This is a genomic window from Marinitenerispora sediminis, assembly GCF_003336425.1.
In the GTDB taxonomy this organism is placed as follows: Bacteria; Actinomycetota; Actinomycetes; order Streptosporangiales; family Streptosporangiaceae; genus Marinitenerispora; species Marinitenerispora sediminis.
The window spans coordinates 31,898-52,363 of the sequence record NZ_QEIO01000019.1; the positions used below are offsets into that span (position 1 = coordinate 31,898).

Annotated in this window: 18 protein-coding genes; 9 read left to right on the forward strand and 9 right to left on the reverse strand. The window is 71.1% G+C overall.

Annotated features, from left to right (window positions below):
* Positions 1-336: 336 nt before the first annotated feature.
* From DEF28_RS05920 to trxA, 8 genes are all read left to right on the forward strand, one after another.
* Positions 337-2,811 carry a DUF6049 family protein gene (locus DEF28_RS05920; protein WP_147280058.1) on the forward strand — a complete coding sequence of 825 codons (2,475 nt, stop codon included), beginning with the start codon at positions 337-339 and terminating at the stop codon, positions 2,809-2,811.
* 163 nt (positions 2,812-2,974) lie between these two features.
* Complete coding sequence (gene murJ, locus DEF28_RS05925) at positions 2,975-4,708, forward strand: murein biosynthesis integral membrane protein MurJ (protein ID WP_114396217.1); 1,734 nt, start codon at positions 2,975-2,977, stop codon at positions 4,706-4,708.
* Between the two features lie 178 nt (positions 4,709-4,886).
* Positions 4,887-6,758: a murein biosynthesis integral membrane protein MurJ gene (gene murJ, locus DEF28_RS05930; RefSeq protein WP_114396218.1), complete on the forward strand. Its 1,872-nt coding sequence runs from the start codon at positions 4,887-4,889 to the stop codon at positions 6,756-6,758.
* A gap of 267 nt (positions 6,759-7,025) precedes the next feature.
* Positions 7,026-8,549 (forward strand): protein kinase family protein, encoded by a 1,524-nt coding sequence (locus tag DEF28_RS05935; RefSeq protein WP_114396219.1) that lies wholly within the window; start codon positions 7,026-7,028, stop codon positions 8,547-8,549.
* An 8-nt stretch (positions 8,550-8,557) separates the two neighbouring features.
* On the forward strand, positions 8,558-9,178 hold the full coding sequence (gene sigM / locus DEF28_RS05940) for an RNA polymerase sigma factor SigM (RefSeq protein WP_114396233.1): 621 nt from the start codon (positions 8,558-8,560) through the stop codon (positions 9,176-9,178).
* Complete coding sequence (locus DEF28_RS05945; protein ID WP_233515118.1) at positions 9,175-10,047, forward strand: hypothetical protein; 873 nt, start codon at positions 9,175-9,177, stop codon at positions 10,045-10,047. The genes sigM and DEF28_RS05945 overlap by 4 nt, the downstream gene beginning before the upstream one ends.
* Positions 10,048-10,380: 333 nt before the next feature.
* Positions 10,381-11,313: a thioredoxin-disulfide reductase gene (trxB, locus tag DEF28_RS05950; protein ID WP_114396221.1), complete on the forward strand. Its 933-nt coding sequence runs from the start codon at positions 10,381-10,383 to the stop codon at positions 11,311-11,313.
* Between the two features lie 83 nt (positions 11,314-11,396).
* Positions 11,397-11,720, forward strand: a complete 324-nt coding sequence (gene trxA, locus DEF28_RS05955; RefSeq protein WP_114396222.1) for a thioredoxin — start codon at positions 11,397-11,399, stop codon at positions 11,718-11,720.
* Between the two features lie 128 nt (positions 11,721-11,848).
* Here the strand turns inward: trxA and DEF28_RS05960 are convergent, their stop codons facing one another.
* From DEF28_RS05960 to rpmH, 9 genes are all read right to left on the reverse strand, one after another.
* Complete coding sequence (locus DEF28_RS05960) at positions 11,849-12,952, reverse strand: peptidoglycan recognition protein family protein (protein ID WP_114396223.1); 1,104 nt, start codon at positions 12,950-12,952, stop codon at positions 11,849-11,851.
* A 274-nt stretch (positions 12,953-13,226) separates the two neighbouring features.
* Positions 13,227-14,162, reverse strand: coding sequence for a ParB/RepB/Spo0J family partition protein (locus DEF28_RS05965; RefSeq protein WP_114396224.1), 936 nt, complete (start codon positions 14,160-14,162; stop codon positions 13,227-13,229).
* A 25-nt stretch (positions 14,163-14,187) separates the two neighbouring features.
* A complete protein-coding gene (locus DEF28_RS05970) occupies positions 14,188-15,018 on the reverse strand; it encodes a ParA family protein (RefSeq protein WP_181874197.1) in 831 nt (276 codons plus the stop codon).
* A gap of 248 nt (positions 15,019-15,266) precedes the next feature.
* The gene (gene rsmG, locus DEF28_RS05975; protein ID WP_114396235.1) at positions 15,267-15,932 is read right to left on the reverse strand and encodes a 16S rRNA (guanine(527)-N(7))-methyltransferase RsmG; all 666 of its coding nucleotides are present in this window, start codon (positions 15,930-15,932) and stop codon (positions 15,267-15,269) included.
* 451 nt (positions 15,933-16,383) lie between these two features.
* Positions 16,384-16,890, reverse strand: coding sequence for a Jag family protein (locus DEF28_RS05980; RefSeq protein ID WP_233515121.1), 507 nt, complete (start codon positions 16,888-16,890; stop codon positions 16,384-16,386).
* A gap of 153 nt (positions 16,891-17,043) precedes the next feature.
* Positions 17,044-17,976, reverse strand: coding sequence for a membrane protein insertase YidC (yidC, locus tag DEF28_RS05985; RefSeq protein ID WP_114396226.1), 933 nt, complete (start codon positions 17,974-17,976; stop codon positions 17,044-17,046).
* Between the two features lie 27 nt (positions 17,977-18,003).
* Positions 18,004-18,321, reverse strand: coding sequence for a membrane protein insertion efficiency factor YidD (gene yidD, locus DEF28_RS05990; protein WP_114396227.1), 318 nt, complete (start codon positions 18,319-18,321; stop codon positions 18,004-18,006).
* Positions 18,318-18,800 carry a ribonuclease P protein component gene (rnpA, locus tag DEF28_RS05995; RefSeq protein WP_114396228.1) on the reverse strand — a complete coding sequence of 161 codons (483 nt, stop codon included), beginning with the start codon at positions 18,798-18,800 and terminating at the stop codon, positions 18,318-18,320. The genes yidD and rnpA overlap by 4 nt, the downstream gene beginning before the upstream one ends.
* Before the next feature lie 81 nt (positions 18,801-18,881).
* A complete protein-coding gene (gene rpmH / locus DEF28_RS06000; RefSeq protein WP_114396229.1) occupies positions 18,882-19,025 on the reverse strand; it encodes a 50S ribosomal protein L34 in 144 nt (47 codons plus the stop codon).
* Between the two features lie 1,001 nt (positions 19,026-20,026).
* Between rpmH and DEF28_RS27975 the strand changes: the two genes are divergently transcribed.
* Positions 20,027-20,466, forward strand: a 440-nt coding sequence (locus DEF28_RS27975; RefSeq protein ID WP_325048985.1) for a DnaA N-terminal domain-containing protein, incomplete at its 3' end; no start/stop codon positions are given.

Here is a 20,466-nt window from a genome sequence, read left to right on the forward strand (position 1 = left end):
GGTATCGTCGGACCTGGCCGGCGCGATCGGCCCGCGGAGTTCCCGGACCGTGGTCATCCTCGGCGGTAGCCGCCGTCACGGTGCTCGTCCGGTGCCCGCGGGGAGAGGCCCGACGCGCTGCCCTGTCCACTCCAACGCGATCGTCCAGCCGACGACCGTCCCGTCCGGCCCGCCCGCGGCTCACGGCGGTCTTACGGCGGTGTACGTATCCTTCGGGCCGCCGGCGGCGTGCTCGGGGAGAGCGGTCTCGTCACCCGCCACACCGTCGGCTGGTCATCGTCGAACCCGACCCGGAAGCCCAGAGGCGTGCGTCGAATTGCTCATCTAGGCGCGGTCGTGGCCACGGCCGTAGCACTGGCACCGGCAGTGGCCGCGTGCCCATCTGCCCAGTCCGCGGCCGCCGTCGCGCCGGCGAGCACCATCGCCGCCGACCCTTCGGCGGGTGACGGCGCGTCCGGCGCCGCCCCCCTCGTCGTCGAGGGCATCAGCCCCGAGGCCGTCGGGGCGCGGAGCACCATCACCGTCACCGGCCGGATCACCAACACCACCGAGCGGCCGCTCTCCGACGTCACCGTGCGGTTCCGCTACTCCGCCGCGGCCTTCGGCAGCCGGACGGAACTCGCCGCCTACGCCGAGGGCGAGGGCGGTGCCCCGCAGTCCTTCGGTCCCACGGTCAAGCTGGAGGAGGACCTCGCCCCCGGCGCGTCGGCCGAGTACGAACTGGAGGTCGAGGCCGAGAAGCTGGGCCTGCACGGGTTCGGCGTCTACCCGCTGGCCGTCGACGCCGTGGACGGCGCCGGCTCCCGCGTCGGCATCCAGTACACCTTCCTCCCCTACACCGCCGGCGCCAAAGACGTCGACCCCGTCCGGATCGCGTGGATCTGGCCGCTCATGGACCACCCCCAGCGGGCCGACGACGACACCTTCCTGGACGGCGACCTCGCCGAGGACGTGGCAGCGGACGGCCGGCTCGACCGGCTGCTCTGGGCCGGCGCGCAGACCGGCGACCCCCGGCAGGCCGGCCGCCCCGGAGAGCCCGACGCGGAGCCCACCGCCAAACCCGCTCCGTCCGACGACGCGGTGCCCATCACCTGGGCGGTCGACCCCGGCCTACTCGACGACGTCGAGCGGCTGGCGGCCGAGGGCGGTTACCAGGTCATGCCGGACCCCGAGTCGGCGGACTCCGCCGACTCCGCCGACGTCCTGGAGGACCGCGAGGCGAGCACCGAGGCGCAGACGTGGCTGGGGCAGGCCCGCGCCATCGTCGGCGACGACGACGCGCACGTGATCGCCACCCCCTACGCCGACGCCGACCTCCCCGCACTGATCGACGCCGACCTGGACAAGGACGCCGAGGCCGCCCTCACCATCGGCGACGAGACCGTCCAGCGGGTCCTCGGCCGCTCCGCCGACCCCGCGTTCGCCTGGCCGGCCGGCGGACTCATGAACAACCCCACGCGGGACCTGCTCGCCGAGCACGGCGCCACGTCCTTCGTCCTCAGTGATTCCGCCATGCCGGCGCAGCCCTACGTCACGCACACGCCCAGCGCGGCAGCGCCGCTGCCGCTCCCCGACGGTGCCGACGGCACCGCCCTGCTCACCGACGGCGCGCTCACCCGGGCGCTCGACGCGGACAGCTGGGCCCCCGGCGCCGCGACGCTCGCCCAGCAGCGGTTCGTCGCGGAGACCGCGCTCATCGCGGCCGAGCAGCCCGGGGGGTCCCGGACGCTCGTCGTGACCCCGCCCCGCGACTGGGACCCCAGCCCGGAGCTGGCGCAGGGCCTGCTGGAGGCGACGGACAGCCTGTCCTGGCTGGACCCCGTGGCGCTGGACGGCATCGACGCCGACAACGACGCCGCGGCGGAGCGGCGCGGCCTCACCTACCCGGACCGGAGTGCCAATTCGCAGCTCACCGGCCCCCATCTCGACCAGCTCCGGGCGATCCGCCGCGACGTGCGGCTGTTCAACAGCGTGCTCACCGAGGACGACGACCCGTTCCGGCCCGCCGTCCTGCGGCTGGAGTCGGCCGCCTGGCGTGACGAGGAGGCCCTGGCGGCCCGGATCCGCGGCCGCGTGGCGACCGCGGTGGAGGAGACCACGGGGATGGTCCGCATCATGCCCGGCGAGCCGGTGACCCTGGCGAGCAAGAGCGGCACGCTCGGCATCCTGGTCGCCAACGACCTGCCGGACCACTCGGTCACCGTGCGCCTGTCGATCTTCTCGGAGAACTCCGAACGCCTCTCGGTCGGCGACGAACCCGAGATCATGGAGATCGGCCCGGGCGGCAAGACGACCGTCTACGTCCCGATCTCGGCCCGGATCAACGGCCGCACCGTGCTGCACATGAGCCTGCACAACTCCCGTGGCGAGCCCATCAGCGCCGAGGAGACCATGACCCCGGTGAACGTTACCGGTCTGGGCACCACGGCGCTGCTCATCAGCGGGGCGTCCGCCCTCGTACTGATCGTCGCCCTCGCCCCGCGGGCGCTGCGCAAGTGGGCCCGCCGCCGGGCGGAGGCGGCCGGGGCCGCGCCGGAGGCCGGCGAGGCGTCCGAGCACGCGGCCGACGGCGGCGCCGACTCCGCCCCGTACCAGGCCGCGACCATCATCGTCGCCGGCCGGGACGGCGCACCGGACCGGATGCAGCAGAATGGCAGTGGCCCGTCCGGTGAGCGGCCGAACGGCCCCACCGAGTCCACCGGCGGTGACGCCGCCGGCCCGACCGGTGCCGGACGGCCCGGCGAACCGGTCGGCGCCGACACGGACCAGGGCCGCACCGACGGCGACGCCGCGGGCGGATCCCGGTCCTGAGTCGTCCCCGGCCACGCGTTCGCCGCCCGAGACGCGTCCCCGCCGCCCGCCGTGACCGGACGACCGCGGGGTGACGCACGAGCGAGACGGACGACGCATGACCCCACCCCCAGGCGTAGGCGGCGAAGGCGCCGGCGGACGCCACCGAATACGAAGGGAGCCGATGCCGGTGGCGACCGAGACCACGGACGGCAGCGACCAGGGCGCCGGACCCGGGAGTCCCCCGCGCCCGGACGCCGAGCCGCGCGCCGCCGCCACCGGGCGGCGGTCCGGCGGCGGCATGATGCGCTCCAGCGCCGTCATGGCCGTCGGCACGCTGGTCTCGCGGGTGACCGGATTCGTGCGGACCATCGTGCTGGCCGCCGCGCTGGGCACCCAGCTGCTCGGCGACGCCTACAACACCGCCAACACGATCCCCTTCATCATCAACGACCTGCTCATCGGCGGGCTGATGGCCAGCGTCATCGTCCCGTTCCTGGTCAAGCGGCGCAAGCGCGACGCTGACGGCGGCCGGGCCACCGAGAACCGGCTGTTCACCGGGGCGGTGCTGCTGCTCGGCGCGATGACCGTGGTCGCGATCGTCGCCGCCGAGCTGCTCATCCGCCTGTACGCGGGCCAGTTCGCCCCGTCCCAGGGGGCCGTGGCGGTCTACCTCGCGCGCTTCCTGCTCGCGCAGATCTTCTTCGTCGGGCTGAGCGGCCTGGTCAGCGCCATGCTCAACACGCGCGACCGGTTCGGCTCCCCGGTGTGGGCCCCCGTGCTGAACAACCTGGTGATCATCGCGGTCGGCGTCGCCTTCCTGTGGGTGGCCGGCCCCGGCCGCACCCCCGACACCGTGACCCAGGGCGAGCTCATGCTGCTGGGCCTGGGGACCACCGGCGGGATGGTGCTGCAGACCGTGGTGCTGCTGGCCTCGCTGCGGCGCTCCGGGTTCCGCTGGCGGCCGCGGCTGGACCTGCGCGGCTCCGGACTCGGTGAGGCGCTGCGTACCGCGGGGTGGATGTTCCTCTACACCTGCATGACGCAGCTCGGTTTCCTCATCACCACGAACATCGCGACCCGCGCGGGCGTGGCCAGTGTGGAGAGCGGCGCGGCCGTGGGCGCGGGCATCACCGCGTACAACTACGCCTACCAGCTGTTCCAGCTGCCGTACGCGATCATCGCCGTCTCACTCATCACCGTGCTGCTGCCGCAGATGAGCGGGCACGCCGCCGACGGCCGCTGGGACGAGGTCCGCGACGGCTTCTCCCGGACGCTGCGGGTATCGGCGCTGGTGCTGGTGCCGCTCGCGGTGGCCATCGCGCTGTACGCCACCCAGCTGTCGGTGCTGGTCTTCGCCCGCGGTAACACCTCGGCCGACGACGCCCGCAACATCGGCGTCGTGCTCGCGGTGATGGCGCTCGGCCTCGTACCGTTCACCATCTTCCAGCTCATGCTCCGTGTGTTCTACGCCATGGGCGACACCAGGACGCCCGCCATGATCAGCATCGCCAACGTCGCGGTGCACGGCGCGCTCGCCGCCGCCGCCTACCTGGTGCTCCCGCCCAGCCAGGTGGTCGTCGGCGTCGCCGCGGGCTTCATGGCATCGTTCGTTTCGGGCCTGCTGATCGCCGGCTTCGTGCTCAGCCGCCGCCTGGGCGGGCTTGACGGAGGCCGGGTTGTTGGCACATTGTTGCGGCTGCACTTGGCCGCGGTTCCGAGCGCCGTGGCCGGAGCGGGGATCCTGTGGTTCTTCACGGACCGGTTCGGCGACGGGCTGGTCACGAACCTCGGTGCCCCGATCACCGGCTGCCTGGTAGGAGCGCTGCTGTTCGTGCTCTTCGCCTGGCTGCTGCGCATCCAGGAGCTGCGGGCGGTGCTCGACCTGGTGCGCGCCCGCGTGCTTCGGCGCGGCTAGCCGCTCGGGCTCGTCCGGCACCGACGCGAGCGGGTGCGCCACGGCACGGCGCACCCGCTACCGGTGGTCATGGCGCCACCCCCGCTCGGACGACAACCCGCTCCCGACTCCCCGCCGACACCGGCGCCGTCGTACTCCCCTGTCCCCGCGACACGGCGCCGGGGGTCCCAAGAGGAAGATGCACACGGTGCCGAACGACCATCCCCTCACGCCTCCGCCCTCCACCGACCCCGCCGACGCATCCCGTCGCAGGCGACGCCTCCTCACCCCCGAGGAGGTCCTGGACGCCGTCGAGCGCGACGAACCGGCCACCGATCCCGAACCCGGCCTCGTCCCGCGCCGCGATCCCAGCGACGTCGGCGACCTCGGCACCGCCGACCGCCCGGGCGAGGAGGGCAACGAGATCGGCGGCGCCGCCCACGCCGCGCCCGCCGACCTCATGCGCTCCAGCGCCATCATGGCGGTCGGCACGGTGGTCTCCCGCGCGACCGGGTTCATCCGCACGGTGGTGCTCGCCGCGGCGCTGGGCACCCAGTTGCTGGGCGACGCCTACCAGACCGCGAACATGGTGCCGTTCGCCGTCTACGACCTGCTGATCGGCGGCCTGCTGGCCAGCGTCTTCGTGCCGTTCCTGGTCAAGCGCAAGAGACTCGACGCCGACGGCGGCGCGGCCACCGAGCAGCGGCTGTTCACCATCACCGTGCTGGCGCTCTTCCTGCTCAGCGTGGCCGCGATCCTCGCGGCGGAGTGGCTGATCCGGCTGTACGCCGGCGAGTTCACCACCGCCCAGCACGAGGTGGCGGTGACGCTGGCCCGCTTCCTGCTGGCGCAGATCTTCTTCATCGGCGTGAGCGGCATCGCCAGCGCGATGCTGAACAGCCGCAACCACTTCGGTGCGCCGATGTGGGCGCCCGTGCTCAACAACATCGCGATCATCGCGGTCGGGGTGCTGTTCCTCGTGGTGGCCGGCCCGGGCAGCACCCCCGACTCCGTCACCCAGTCGGACCTGACGCTCCTCGGGCTGGGCACCACCGCCGGTCAGCTGGCGCAGTGCGCGGTGCTGGTGTGGTCGCTGGCGGCAGCCGGGTTCCGCTGGCGGCCGCGGCTGGACCTGCGCGGCTCCGGACTCGGCGAGGCACTGCGCACCGCCTCGTGGATGATGGTCTACATCGGCATCGCGCAGGCCGGCCTCCTGGTGACCACGAACGTGGCGACCCGCGCCGGCGTGCGGGCGGCCGAGGCCGGGGAGTCGGTGTCCGGTGCCGGCATCACCGCCTACCAGTACGCGTCGCAGCTGTTCCAGCTTCCGTACGCCATCATCGCCGTCTCCGTGATCACCGCGCTGCTGCCGCGGATGAGCGCGCACGTGGCCGAGGGGCGCAGGGACCTGGTGCGCTCGGACTTCTCCCGCGGCTTCCGGCTGTCCGCGGTGCTCATCGTGCCGATCTCGGTCGCCCTCATGGTGTTCGCCATCCCGTTCTGCGTCCTGGTCTACGCCCGGGGGAGCACGTCCGTCGAGGATGCCCGCGCGATCGGGCTCATCCTCATGGTCTTCGCCGTGATGCTCATCCCGTTCACGCTGTTCCAGCTGCTCATGCGGGTCTACTACGCGCTGGGCGACACCCGGACGCCGTCGCTGATCGCGATCCCGGCCGAGCTCGCGCACGCGGCGACGGCCATCGCCCTGCTGTTCTGGGCGCCGCCGGAGCGCATCGTCGTGGGCCTCCCGGTGGCCTATGGGCTGTACTACATCGTCGGGGCGGTCCTCGCCTGGTGGATGCTGCGCCGGCCGCTCAACGGCCTGGACGGCCGGCGGACACTGCGCACCCTCGTGCTGCTGCACGCGGCCACCATCCCCAGCGCGCTCTTCGGGGTGGCCATGGTGCTGGCTTTCGGTCTGCTGCCGGGCGTGGTGTGGTCCTCGGTGCTCGCGATGCTCGCCGGCGGTACCGGAGGTGCGGTGCTGTTCATCCTGGTCGCCCAACGCCTGGGTGTGACTGAAGTCACAACCTTCCTCGATATGGTCCGAACCCGGCTGCTACGCCGCTGATCACCAGGAACGCATGACCGTGGGTAACCATCGAAAGGATGGCCATGCAGGTGAAGTCCGAACCCCTTGTCCTCCGGAGGCGTCGGTCAGGCGTCCTAGCATGGAACGGCAAATCTCTGCCGCATCGCCCACATCTTTCATTTCTGAGCTGCCCGAAGGGAGGTTGGGGACAGGCGACATGGCTGAGCAGTGCATGGCGGCCGGTACGACGGACCCCACCGTTCCCCCCGCTCATGATGCCCAGCCCTCGCGTCCGTCACTCCCGGCATGAGCACCTTCATGATTGAGCCAGGTGCGCGGCTGGCCGGCCGCTACCGACTCGACGAGTTGGTGAGCGAGACCAGCGGCGCCGCACTGTGGAAGGCGACCGACGAGACGCTGGCCCGCCTGGTGGCGGTCTGGACCTTCGCCGACGGATTCCCCCGGACCGGTGAAGTGGTGCGCGCCGCCCGCGCGGCCAGCCGCGTCGCCGACGCCCGGGTCACCCAGGTCTTCGACGCCGACGACTCCGGCCCCACCGCCTACGTGGTCGAGGAGTGGGTCGTGGGCCGGTCGCTCACCGAGCTGCTCGCGCAGGGCCCCCTGGAGCCCGAGCGCGCGGCGGGCCTGATCGCGGAGGCCGCCGAGGCGGTCGCGGCGGCCAACGCCACCGGCATCTACCACCTGAGTCTCTCCCCGAGCAAGCTCATGTGGAGCGCCGGCGGCGCGGTGAAGGTCACCGGCATCGGGGTGGACGCCGCACTGCGCGGCATCACCGCGCCCCAGCCCGCTCTCGCGGACGCCCAGGGGCTCGGCCGCCTCATGTACGCCGCGCTCACCGCCCACTGGCCGGGCGGCGAGCAGAGCGGGCTGCGACCTGCCCCGCTCGTCTCCGGCCGCCCCTGCGAACCCAGTCAGATCCGGGCCGGCATCCCCAGCCGCCTCAACGACGTCGCCTGCCGCGCCGCCTTCCAGACGCACGGCCGGAGCGGTCCGCTGGCCAGCGCGCAGGCTATCGCCGACGCGCTCGCCGACGTGCCGCGCCTGGTCCCTATGCCCACGGCCCCCACGGGCACTCCGGCGGCCCCGCCCCGGGAGCAGGGCACCTCCCGCGAGACCGGCGAGCTGCCGACTCCCCGCCGTGCCGCCCCGCCGCCGCGGTCCCACCGCGACGCTCTGCGCCCCAGCCCGTCCTCGTCCAGGATCACCAAGGCCCTCGTGGGCGTCGTCGCACTCCTCGTGTTCGTCGCGGTCGTGCTCGGCGCCTGGACCCTCGGCAGCGTGATGAGCGACAGCAACGAGGCGGGGTCCGACCCCGGCACGGGCGAGGACCAGCAGCAGGCGTCGACCGACAACGAGCCGGAGCTCGTCGTACTGGAGCCCCAGGGCGCCGCGGGCTTCAACCCCGAGACCGGCGACGACGAGCACTCCGACAAGGCACCCAACGCCATCGACGGCGACCCCAGCACTCGGTGGAACACCACCGGGTACGCGCAGCCCGACTTCGGCGGTCTGAAGAGTGGGGTCGGTCTCATCCTCGACATGGGAGAGCCCGTCGAGCTCCACGAGGTCACCATCGACTTCGGCGGCGGTCCCTACGATTTCGAGGTTCGCGTGGGCGACCAGGCGGAGCAGAGCGCGCTCACCCCCGCGGCGGCCGAGAGTGGGGCGTCGGGGGAGGTTACCGTTAGGCTGGCCGAGCCCACTACGGGACAGTATGTCGTGGTGTGGTTCACTAATGAGCTACCCCCCGACGGTGGCGGCGCGTACCGGGGCACCATTAACGAGGTCGAGCTGCGCGGGAATACGTGACAACGGTGATGGACGCGGTTCAGGAGCTCCCCGACAAGGAGCTGTTGTCCAGACATGCACAAGGCGATGAACATGCGTTCGGCGAGCTCGTACGGCGCCATCGCGAGCGCATGTGGGCGGTGGCCATCCGCGTCCTGGGGGACCCCGAGGAGGCGTCCGACGCCCTGCAGGACGCCTTCCTGTCCGCGTTCCGCGGTGCGCACCGCTTCCGCGGCGAAGCACAGGTGAGCACCTGGCTGCACCGCATCGTCATCAACGCCTGCCACGACCGCATGCGCCGCAAGATGGTGCGTCCCGCGATCCCCACCGACGACGTGAACCTCGACGTCCTCTCCAACGAGCGCTACAAGGGCACCACTCCCGATCCCACCAGCCGCACCGACGCCGCCCTCGACGTGCACGCCGCCCTGGAGCGGCTGCCGACCGAGCAGCGCCTGGCCCTGGTCCTGGTCGACATGCTGGGGTACCGGGTCGACGAGGCGGCCGCGATTCTGGAGATCGCGGCCGGCACCGTGAAGAGCAGATGCGCCCGCGGGCGGGCTCGGCTTCTGCCATATCTCGCCCATCTCCGGAACCCAGAGCCGCCCCAAGACGTCACATCTCCGAGAGGAGGTGGCAGGAAATCGTGACGTCTCATGTCGACACGGAGACCCTCGCACTACTGGCTGAAGGACTGCTGGAGGGCGACGAGGAGCACTCCGTTCAGGCTCACGTGGGCGACTGCGAGCAGTGCACCGACCAGTTGAGCGCGCTCACCGATGTTTCACGAGTGCTGGCGGAGGTGCCCGCGACGCCACTTCCCGACGCCGTGACGGCCCGCATCGACGACGCGCTCCGTGCCGAGCTCCAGAGCCGCCAGGCGCCCCCTCCCGAGGAGGACGCGGCTCCGCCGGAGGACGACATCGCGCCGGTCGTTCCGCTCCGCCGCCGGAGCGGCCCCGCACGGTGGCTGCCCTACCTGGCCGCCGCTGCCGCGGCCGTCTTCGTCATCGGCGGCGGGACCGCCGTACTGCGCGAGGTGCTGGCTCCCTCCGCCGAGGAGACCGCCGCGCCGCTGACGGCGCCGCAGCCGGACGGCCCTCCCGGGCCGGACGCCGCGCTGTCCTACTATCCCGTGGTCGTCGCGAGCGGCACGGACTACACGGCCGACGGACTCGCCGCCCAGGGGCGGGTGCTGATCGAGCGCGCGGGCATCCAGAACGCCGCCGGCGCGGACGGCGACGCGGCCGCGGCGGCCCCGCTGCCATCCCCGTCCGCGCTCCCATCCGACCTCTCCGCCTGCGTCCATCACATCGACGACGACGGGCAGCAGCGGCCCAAGGTGATCGACCTCGCCACCTATGAGGGCGCCACCGCGTGGGTCATGGTCTTCGGGACCCCGTCGGACGGCACCGGGACGCCGGTCGAGTACACCGTGCGGGTCGTCACACCCGAGTGCGGGAGCCTGGGTTCCTCGGACGACGCCGTGGTGGCCGAGGCGGTCGTTCCCGGCCATTAGGCCCGGTCCCACGAGCGTGCGCCCGGATCGTCGTACCGCCGCCGACCGCCTGGTCGGCGGCGCTGCTGCGGACACGGCCGCCTGGCCGCTACTGTACGGCGCTGGGGCGCTCCCCCCTCCCCGGGTGGCCGCCGCCCGACGCGGTCCCGGCACCGTGGCCCTGGCGGGCGTGCGGACGGTGGCCGGCCTCCGGTGGCGCGGCGGTACTGCGTCGCCCGGTCGTGTTCTCCCGCCCGTACCGACGCGGGAATGGCCGGGACCTACCATCTGTTGGTAGTGAACGACTTTCCCGTCGCTCGTCCGAGCGACCGTACGAATGAGGGGCCTGCGAACGTGAGCGACGTCCGTAACGTGATCATCATCGGCTCGGGGCCCGCGGGATACACGGCCGCCGTCTACGCGGCGCGTGCCGAACTGCGGCCGCTGGTGTTCGAGGGCTCGGTCACCGCGGGCGGGGCCCTGATGAACACCACCGAGGTGGAGAACTTCCCCGGGTTCCCCGACGGCATCATGGGCCCCGACCTCATGGACAACATGCGCAAGCAGGCCGAGCGGTTCGGTGCCGAGCTGCTGCCGGAGGACGTCACCGAGGTCGACCTCACCGCCACCCCCAAGGTGGTCAAGGTCGGCGACGAGACCTACCTCGCGCACACCGTGATCGTCGCCACCGGATCGCAGCACCGCAAGCTCGGGGTGCCCGGCGAGGACGAGTACTCGGGCCGCGGCACCTCCTGGTGCGCCACCTGTGACGGCTTCTTCTTCCGGGACCAGGACATCGCCGTCGTCGGCGGCGGCGACACCGCCATGGAGGAGGCGACGTTCCTCACCCGGTTCGCGCGTTCCGTGACCGTCATCCACCGCCGCGACGAGCTGCGCGCCAGCAAGATCATGCAGGAGCGCGCCATGAACAACGACAAGATCTCGTTCGTCTGGAACAGCGAGGTCGTCGAGGTCCTGGGCGACAAGAAGGTGACCGGGGTCCGGCTGCGCAACCGACTCACCGGCGAGGAGAACACGCTCGACATCGGCGGGCTGTTCATCGCGGTGGGACATGACCCCCGGGTGGAGCTGTTCCGGGGACAGCTCGACCTCGACAGCGACGGCTACCTCGCCGTCGAATCGCCCACTACGCGTACGAACATCGCCGGCGTGTTCGCCTGCGGCGACGTCGTGGACCACCGCTACCGCCAGGCGATCACCGCCGCCGGCACCGGGTGCGCCGCCGCCCTGGACGCCGAGAAGCACCTCGCCGAACTCGCCGGCTGACCCACCGCAGACATCCCGGCCGGCGCCGCCGGTTCGGAATGGACCACCCGTCCACGTCCACCCAGTTATGAGGAGTAATCACCGTGGCCAACCTCAAAGAGGTCACCGACGAAAGCTTCGCCGCCGACGTCCTGAAGAGCGACAAGCCCGTGCTGGTCGACTTCTGGGCTGACTGGTGCGGGCCGTGCCGTCAGGTCGCCCCCATCCTGGAGGAGATCGCGGCCGAGCACGGTGACAAGATCACGATCGTCAAGCTGAACACCGACAAGCAGCCGAACGTGACCCGCGAATACGGCATCATGCAGATCCCCACCATGAACGTGTTCAAGGGCGGCCAGGTGGTCAAGCAGATCACCGGCGCCCGCCCCAAGGCGCAGCTCCTCAAGGCGCTTGAGGAGTTCATCTGACCGACCCCGCGCGGTCGGCAGATCGGTGAGTCGACTCGCCGACAGCTCGATGTTTCACGTGAAACAAGCATCACCGCGGCCGGCTCCGCGTGGCTCCTGCCGCACGGCGCATCGTGCCCGCTTCTCGGTCAGTCGGCCGCCACGCGGCTGCGGATCTCCTCGAACCGCGCCGCGAACGTGTTGCCGGGGCATTCCGTCGCCAGCCAGTCGCGGTGCCGGGAGAGTCCCTGCCCCGTCCAGGTGGCGCCGTTCACCGGGTTGACGTACTCGATCTGAGCCACCGGGTCCACTCCGGTCAGCCGCGCGAGGACGCGGAGCACCAGCACCAGGCTGTCTTGGGCGGCCGGAGTCGGCATCGAGTCGGTGAAGTCGCCCAGCAGGCAGACGCCGATGTTGCCGCTGTTGTAACCGCCGACGTGCCCGGCGGTCACCGACCGGGCCCTCCCCGGCACCGGGAGGCCCTCGAAGATCGGCAGCCCGTTCTCCCTGGTGTACCGGCCTTCGTACACCGTTCCCGCGGGATCGATGAGCAGGTGGTAGCCGATGTCGCCCCACGTCTGCTGCACGGCGTGCAGGTCGTAGATGGCCCGCACGGTCTCCCGCGGGTCTGCGGCCACCGGCATGGCGGCATGGTGCACGGTCAGCGCCTGCACCGGATAGTACTCCCGGGGCCACACCTCCTGCCCCGCCTCGTCGTATCGGAGGGACTCGTCAGCGCCCCAGCCGGCTCGGGTCAGGTAGCTGAACCCGCCCCTGGCGCTGTTCCCGCCTGCGATCGTCATCCGACCGGTCGCCTCCCCTGAGACCCGGAGCGCGGCACCGTCGCGAGTGTTGACGGCCAGTGTCTCGGCCGTCCGGCCACCCGGCAGCCGGACCTCGTAGGCCACCGCGCCGGCCGGCGCCGCGACCAGGGCTGCGGGTGCCGCCGGCAGGTCGTCGCGGCCGTGCTCCCCGAAGTGCAGCGCCTGCCACTCCCCCGGCCCGTCCACCCCTTCGAAGCGGATCCGCCCCTCCTCGCCCGGCACGTCGGCCCGCACCGCGACGTGGTCGAACGCGGCCGCCGGACGGACCCAGCCGGAGCCGGCGGCATGCCGCTCGACCTCCGTCCGCGGAAAGGCACGGCTGGATGGCCCCGCCGCCGCGGCCGGGCGAGCCCCTGCCAGGTCGATACCGCCTCCGGCCGCGAGCACCGCCGCCGTCGCTCCGAGGGTCATGAACTGTCGTCGTCTCACTGGAATCCGTTCTGTCGCGGTATGCAGAATAGGATGACGAGCACCGCCGTCGTGTGGGCCGCGCCCCGGCTTCTCTCGGGAGCAGGAGCCCATGCCAAGGATGTCGGCGTTGTGTGACGGTTCGGCCACGGAAGCGGCGCCAGTCCCGGCACACGTCCGGAGGGGCGCCCCGCCACCCAAGGCGGGGCGCCCCTCCGGACGTGGACACGCTGGCGCGCGGCTGTGCGTGGTGGTATGTCGGCATGGCGACCTGCCGACAGGTCGCTATCGCGCCTCAGCCACGCGGGCTCTCCGGAGCCATGGTGGCGATGATGCGTTCGAGGTCGTCCATCGTCGCGAACTCCACCACGATCTTGCCCTTCGTCCGGCCCATGTTGACCTTCACCCGGGTGTCGAACATGTCGGAAAGTCGACTTGCCAGTTCCTCGATCTGTGGAGATGTCTCCTGCCGCGCGACCTTGCGCCGCTCAGCAGGCTTGGGGTCGTCATCCCCCAGCGTGATGATCTCCTCCAGTGCGCGCACGGAGAGACCTTCCGCGACGATCCGCTGGGCCAGGCGGTCCTGGGCCTCGGTGTCCTCGATGGAGAGCAGTGCCCGCGCGTGGCCCGCACTGATGACGCCCGCCGCCACCCGCCGCTGCACCGCCGGCGAGAGGTTGAGCAGGCGCAGGGTGTTGGTGATGTGCGGGCGGGACCGGCCGATCCGCTTGGCGAGCTCATCGTGTGTGGCGCCGAAATCGTCGAGCAGCTGCTGGTAGGCGGCTGCCTCCTCCAGGGGGTTGAGCTGCTGGCGGTGCAGGTTCTCCAGCAGCGCGTCCCGCAGCAGGTCGTCATCGCCGGTCTCGCGGACGATGGCCGGAATCCGCGGTAGGCCGGCCGCCTGGCTGGCCCGCCAGCGCCGCTCCCCCATGATGAGTTCGTAGCGGTCACCGTCCAGCTTGCGCACCACGATCGGCTGCAGCAACCCGACCTCGGTGATAGACGCGGTCAGCTCGGCGAGGGCCTCCTCGTCGAAGTGCTGGCGTGGCTGGCGCGGATTCGGAGTGACCGAGCTGAGCGCGATCTCCTCGAGGTACGCACCGTCGACCGGCTCGGGGACGGTCGCGTGCACAGGGCCGGACTGCACCGGCCCGGCTCCGTTCCCAGCCACCGGTCCCTGGGGGATAAGCGCGCCCAGTCCCTTACCCAGACCGCGCCGCTGCTGGCTCACCACCGACTCCCTTCACAAGGCAACATCAGCTTCCGACAACCGCCTTCGCCCGATAGGCGATCTCCCGCGCCGCCTCCATGTAGGCGACCGCACCGGTGGAGCCCGGGTCGTACGTCATCACCGACTGGCCGTAGCTCGGGGCCTCCGACACACGGACACTCCGGGGCACCATCGTGTTCAGCACGAGATCGCCGAAGTGCGATCGGACCTCGTCGGCGACCTGCGCGGCCAGGCGGGTACGCCCGTCGTACATGGTGAGCAGGATGGTGGAAATGGCGAGGTGCGGGTTCAGGTGCGACTTCACCAACTCGACGTTCCGCAGCAGTTGGCCGAGCCCCTCCAGGGCGTAGTATTCGCACTGGATGGGGATCAGGACCTCCTCGCACGCGACCATGGCGTTCACGGTCAGCAGACCGAGGGACGGCGGGCAGTCGATGAGGATGTAGTCGAGATCGCTGTAGTCGTAGGCCGCGAAGGCGCGCTTCAGCCGCGATTCGCGCGCTACGAGCGAGACCAGCTCGATCTCGGCACCCGCGAGATCGATCGTGGCCGGGACGCACCACAGGTTCGGAATGTCGGGGACCGGCCGGGCGAGGTCGCGCAGTTCCTCGTCCTCCACCAGGCAGTGGTAGATGGAGCGCGAGTCGGTACTGCGTTCCATGCCCAGAGCCGTGGAGGCATTCCCCTGGGGATCCAGGTCCACCACCAGCACCCGGTTGCCGTGCATGGCCAGCGAGGCGGCGATGTTCACCGTGGTGGTGGTCTTCCCGACCCCGCCTTTCTGGTTGGCCACACTGATGATCCGGCAGCGGTCGGGGCGCGGCCAGGATTCCTCACCGCGCCCGCGGACCGACATGGCCGCCCGAGCCGCTCGCGCGATGGGAGTGTCGAGCTCCACACCGTACCCCGATTCGGAAGTTGCACCGCCCTCCTCGACGGTGGTTTCACGTGAAACCTCGACCGAAGGCGCACCGTCCCAGTGCGAGGTTTCACGTGAAACATAGGGGTCCGGAGGCGAGCCAAGCGAGAATTCCGCACGGGAAACCGGGCTGGTTTCACGTGAAACATAGGCGCCATCGGACTGGTTCTGGGGCACGAATGAGTTCACCTCTTCCGTCCGCGCTTCTTCCTCCCACCCGGCGCACGCTGCGACCTGGGCGAGGCGGCCGAGTCGCTCTCGGCTGTGACCGTGACACGAACGACCGTGGTAGCCGGATCGACTTTACCGTGCCCCACCCGGATCACATCGGCGACGCAAGGACGCTGTTTGGCCAAATCTGACCGCGCAGCCGTGAGTTCCGCCTCTGCCTGCTCGCCCTTCAGCGCCAGCAGATTGCCCCCGGACCGCAGCAGCGGCAGCGCCCACCCCGCCAGCCGCGGCAGCGGGGCCACCGCTCGGGCGGTGACAACGTCCGCACGCAGCTCCCTGCGCATCTCCTCCGCACGCCCGCGCCGCACGGTGACGTTCTCCAACCCCAGCGCCGTGACGCACTCGTCGAGGAAGACCGTTCGGCGCAGCAGCGGCTCCAGCAGCGTGATCGACAGATCGGGCCGCAACAGCCCCAGAACCACGCCCGGGAGCCCGGCACCGGAACCGATGTCGATGACGTCCGCGCCCTCGGGGATCAACTCCGCCACCACCGCGCAGTTCAGCACGTGCCGCTCCCACAGGCGCGGTACCTCGCGCGGCCCGATGAGGCCGCGCCGGACACCGGCGTCGGCCAGCAGCGCCGTGTAGCGTTCGGCGAGCGGCAGGGCCGGGCCGAACAGTGCGAGCGCCGCCTCGGGCGCCGGGCCGGGGTCGGGCGCGTCGGCCGAAGCACCCTCGCGGGGAGCGTCATCCCGCGGTGCGTCATCGCCCCGCGGCTCCGGTGCGGCCGCCTGCTCGTCCCGGCCGGCCGGCTCGTCGTCCCGCTGGTGGGAGCCCGCCCCGAGATCTCGCGCGGCGAAGTCTCGACGAGGGGTCATCGGCTACCACCCAGGCCCTTTCTATCCAGATCGACTGGCGCGTACATCGCCTGATCTGCAGGTCGACTGATCTCCATGTCAGTAGGTCGACTCGTCGAGAAGCCGCCTTCGCGACCACGAGAAACCGCTACTGTTACCGAGACCGCGTTCATCGGGCGACCGTCGCAGCACGCAGAACGGCGCCCCTCACGATCCTATGCGTGAGGGGCGCCGAATGTTTCACGTGAAACCGCGGCTGTGCACAACACCGCCACTAGTCCACGGGATGGACCACCACGAAGCGGTTCGGCTCTTCGCCTTCGGACTCGCTGCGCAGTCCGGCCGCGGCGATGGCGTCGTGCACCACCTTGCGCTCGAAGGGCGTCATCGGCGCGAGCGGCTTGACTTCACCGGTCTTCTTGACCTCCTCGGCCGCGTCGGCCCCGATTCGGGTCAGAGCCTTCCGCCGCTGCTCCCGGTACCCCCCGATGTCCAGCATCAGCCGGCTGCGGGTGCCGGTGGTGCGGTGCACCGCGAGCCGGGTCAGTTCCTGCAGTGCCTCCAGGACCTCGCCACGCTCACCGATCAGCTCATCGAGCGTGGCCCCCACCACGGAGACCAACGCGCGGTCGCCTTCGACGTCCATGTCGATGTCGCCGTCGAAGTCCGCGATGTCCAGCAGGCCCTCGATGTAGTCGGCGGCGATGTCGCCCTCGTTCTCCAACGCCTCGATGTCGGTACCGGGCTCAGCCGCGTCATCCGGTTCCGGGGCGTCGACCACGGCGACGCTGGCGCGGCTCTCCGCCACGCTGTCGGTCTTGCTGTCGCTCACAGGCGGATGTCTCCTTCGGTCGCGATCCTGCGGTCGGCGCGCGTCCGGGGCGAACGCCTGCGCACCGACCCCCGCAGGGGTGATTCCCGTGATCAGTGGTCTCTAGTGCCGATTCTGCGGGTTTCCGCCGCTTCGCTTCGACCGCGGCTGCTTCTTCGGCTGCTTACGCTCGATCTTAGGCTGTTCCCCCGCCTCCGGCTGCGTATCCTTGCCCTTGCCGAGTCCCCCCTTGGCCGCGCCGCTGGCCGCGGGCTCCTCACCGGGCGCCGGGTGCATCTTGTACAGGAAGTGCTGCTGGCCCATGGTCCAGATGTTGGAGCTCACCCAGTAGATCAGCACGCCGATCGGCATCCCCAGGCCGAAGAGCCCGAACGCCGGCGCCATGTACATCATGATCTTCTGCGACTGCACCATCGGGTTGTCCGCCATGCTGGCCATCTGCACGGAGCTGCGCTTCAGGCTCTGCCGCATGGAGATGAAGGTGGTGCTGCCCATGATCACGCACGCGATCGCGATGACGATCTTCGCCATGATCGGGTCGGCCCCGTACTGCGCGAGCTCCTCCGTGGAGCTCGTGAACTGCGCGGCGAGGGGAGCATGGAAGATCAGCGCGCCCTGGGCGCTGTGCACGAGCTCCTCGGTGAAGCCGTACTGGGCGTTGCCCTGGGCGACGCTGCGCAGCACGCTGAACAGTGCGAAGAACACCGGCATCTGCAGGAGCAGCGGGAGGCAGCCCATGACCGGGTTGGTGCCGCTCTCCTGGTAGAGCTTCATCAGCTCCTGCTGCTGGCGCTGCTTGTCGTTCTTGTAGCGCTCACGCAGCTTCATCATCTGCGGCTGCATTTCCTGCATCTTCCGCTGCGTGTGCATCTGCTTCACGAACAGCGGAACCATGATCAGCCGCATGAGCACCGTCAGCGTGACGATGGACAGGCCCCACGCCCAGCCGCTGTCGGGATCCAGTCCCAGGTAGGTGAGCCCCGAATGGATGTGGATCAGCACCCACGCGACGATGTTGTACAGCCAGTCCAGCACCGGCCAACTCCCTTTACTTCAGTCCAGCTACAGGCCCGACGGGCCGGGAGCGACGTCCCCGCCGGTCCCGGGTCCCGAGTCGTTCGCTTTCCGGGCGCTCTCGCCCTTACGAGGTGGCACCGGGTCGATGCCTCCGGGATGGAATGGATGGCACCGCCCGATCCTGCGCACGGTAAGCCACAGTCCCCGGAGCGCGCCGTGCACCCGCAGTGCCTCCACCGCGTACGCGCTGCACGACGGATAGAACCGGCAGACCGGTGGGAAGAGCGGGCTGATGAACCGCTGATAGCCGCGGATCGGCAGGATCAGCGTCCGCGCCGCGAGGGTGGGTCTGCCGTCGGTCATGGTGTCGCCCGTTCTCCGGGGTCCCGCCGCGCGCCGGTCGGGGCCGGTTCGGCCGCGCCGGACCCGCCTGCTCCGTCCGATGCCCTGCCGGACGTGGCGCGTTCCCGGTCCCGGCGACGGCGCCCGCCGCCACCGCGGGGGCTGAGGACGGACTCCAGGGCACTGTCGAGCTGCGCGGCCAGCGTGGTGTGTGCTGCGTCGGCGGACGAGGGCTTCGCCCGCACTACTAGCAGGCTACCTGGCGGAAGTCGCCGGACCCGTTCCCGCATCAGGTGCCGCAGTCGGCGCTGCACCCGTTTGCGCACCACCGCGCCGCCGACCGCCTTGCTGACCACGAAACCCACCCGCGGTTCGGCGGTCGCGGCCGCCGCGGGCGGCAGGTAGCCGACGACGAGCCCGTCACGTCCCGCGCGCCGACCGCGGCGCAGCACGAGGGCGAACTCGGCGCTCTGCCGCATGCGGTGCTGAGGGGACAACATCGGTTCAGTCCTCGGACACAACAAGCGGACCGGCTGCCAGAAGGGGCAGACCGGTCCGCTGTGACGATCGACTCGTAGCGACTAGTGGCTCACGGTCAGCTGCTCGCGCCCCTTGCGCCGGCGCGCGGCGATGATCGCGCGCCCCGCGCGGGTGCGCATGCGCAACCGGAAACCGTGGGTCTTCGCGCGACGCCGGTTGTTCGGCTGGAAGGTACGCTTGCTCACTGCTGGGCTCCAGGGCGTTAAAAGAAGTACAACCGATTTCGGCCCCACCGAGGCGGGACCCTGTTCCTGCTGCTGTCGCGGGGACGCTCAGCTGGAACATCGCCCGCTCGGGCCGCGCTCCCCCTGACTCTGCCGGGCGGGACTCCGCGGTCGCCCGTAGCAGTGGTCGCACAGAGAGATAGCGACTTAAGCATAATGAACATACGGGCTGCCTGTGGCCGGGTCAAATCGGTGCCGGTGCCGCGGCGGTCCGCTCAGGGCCGGGACCGGCCGCGGGCGGCGTCCGCGGTGCCGCCGCCTGCCTGCGCCTGCTCTCCTCCCCGGTCACCGTCGTCCGTCGGCGCGAGTGCGCTGCCATGCGCCCGCCGCACCCGTCCACCCCTCCCCGTTCGCCCCGTTCCCCGCGCATCTCGCCGACAACCTGTGGATAACCTGGAAACTCGTTCTCCACAGGCGGTGAGCTTGCGGCGCGGCCACCTAAGCTGTGGATAGCCTCGGAGTCGACCGACAGCCCGGCCGTCGGCGGCGACCGCGCGCATCTCTGCCAGTTACCCCCAAGCCACAACCACTCTGACCTGCGATTTGTGGATAACTGAACCGTGCCGGCGATGGATCTGGGAAGCTGTGCACAACCTCGTGGAAAACATGTGGAAGAACCCCCAAACCTGTGGACATCCGAGTGGGGCCCCGGCACACCGTCCTCGACCGCCGCTGATTGGTCATGCACATGCGCTCCACAGAAATACCCTTGGCCGTCCACAGGACGACGCCGGTGTGCCCCACCCGGCGGACGGCTCCGCGCGTGCCCACCGCGAATGCGGGGAGAATGGGGCGCCGGGGTGTGACGGGACAGCATCACCCGGGCCACGTGCCTGACGGGACGGGGTCGGGACGCGGTACGGCCGCGTCCGCCCGGCGGGCGAGCCGACGGGCCGGGGGCCCCGGCCATCGCGAACTGGAGCAGGAAACCGTACGAAGGGGGCGAACCATGGCAGGTCACCGTGTCTGAGGCACCGGTCAACCTCGCAATGGTGTGGACGAGTGTGCTGGACACGCTGGACAACAGCACCCTTCCTCCGCAGCAGCGGGCTTGGCTGCCGCAGACCAGGCCCCTGGGGTTGATCGAGGACACCGCCCTGCTGGCCGCCCCGAACGAGTTCGCCAAGGAGATCCTGGAGACCCGCCTGCGCCCGGCCATCAGCCAGGCGCTGTCCGCCGCGCTCGGCAGGGAGATCCGGGTCGCGGTGACCGTGGACCCCACGGCAGTGCAGCCCGCGCCCCCGCCGAACTACGGCCCCGCGACCCCGGCGGCCGGCCAGCCGGTGCCGCGGTCCGACACCGGCGCGCACCGGGCCCCGGGCGCCGAACCCTCGGGGGCGCAGCCCGGCTTCGGAGGCCGCACCGGCCCCTCCCCCGCGGCCCGCTGGCCCGAGGCGGACCC

Excerpts from the sequence above, each read along its gene's own strand:
- murJ (WP_114396217.1), top strand. The coding sequence starts at position 2,975 with ATGCCGGTGGCGACCGAGACCACGGACGGCAGCGACCAGGGCGCCGGA.
- murJ (WP_114396218.1), top strand. The coding sequence starts at position 4,887 with ATGCACACGGTGCCGAACGACCATCCCCTCACGCCTCCGCCCTCCACC.
- DEF28_RS05935 (WP_114396219.1), top strand. The coding sequence starts at position 7,026 with ATGAGCACCTTCATGATTGAGCCAGGTGCGCGGCTGGCCGGCCGCTAC.
- sigM (WP_114396233.1), top strand. The coding sequence starts at position 8,558 with ATGGACGCGGTTCAGGAGCTCCCCGACAAGGAGCTGTTGTCCAGACAT.
- DEF28_RS05970 (WP_181874197.1), bottom strand. The coding sequence starts at position 15,018 with ATGTCGGTCCGCGGGCGCGGTGAGGAATCCTGGCCGCGCCCCGACCGC.
- yidD (WP_114396227.1), bottom strand. The coding sequence starts at position 18,321 with ATGACCGACGGCAGACCCACCCTCGCGGCGCGGACGCTGATCCTGCCG.
- rnpA (WP_114396228.1), bottom strand. The coding sequence starts at position 18,800 with ATGTTGTCCCCTCAGCACCGCATGCGGCAGAGCGCCGAGTTCGCCCTC.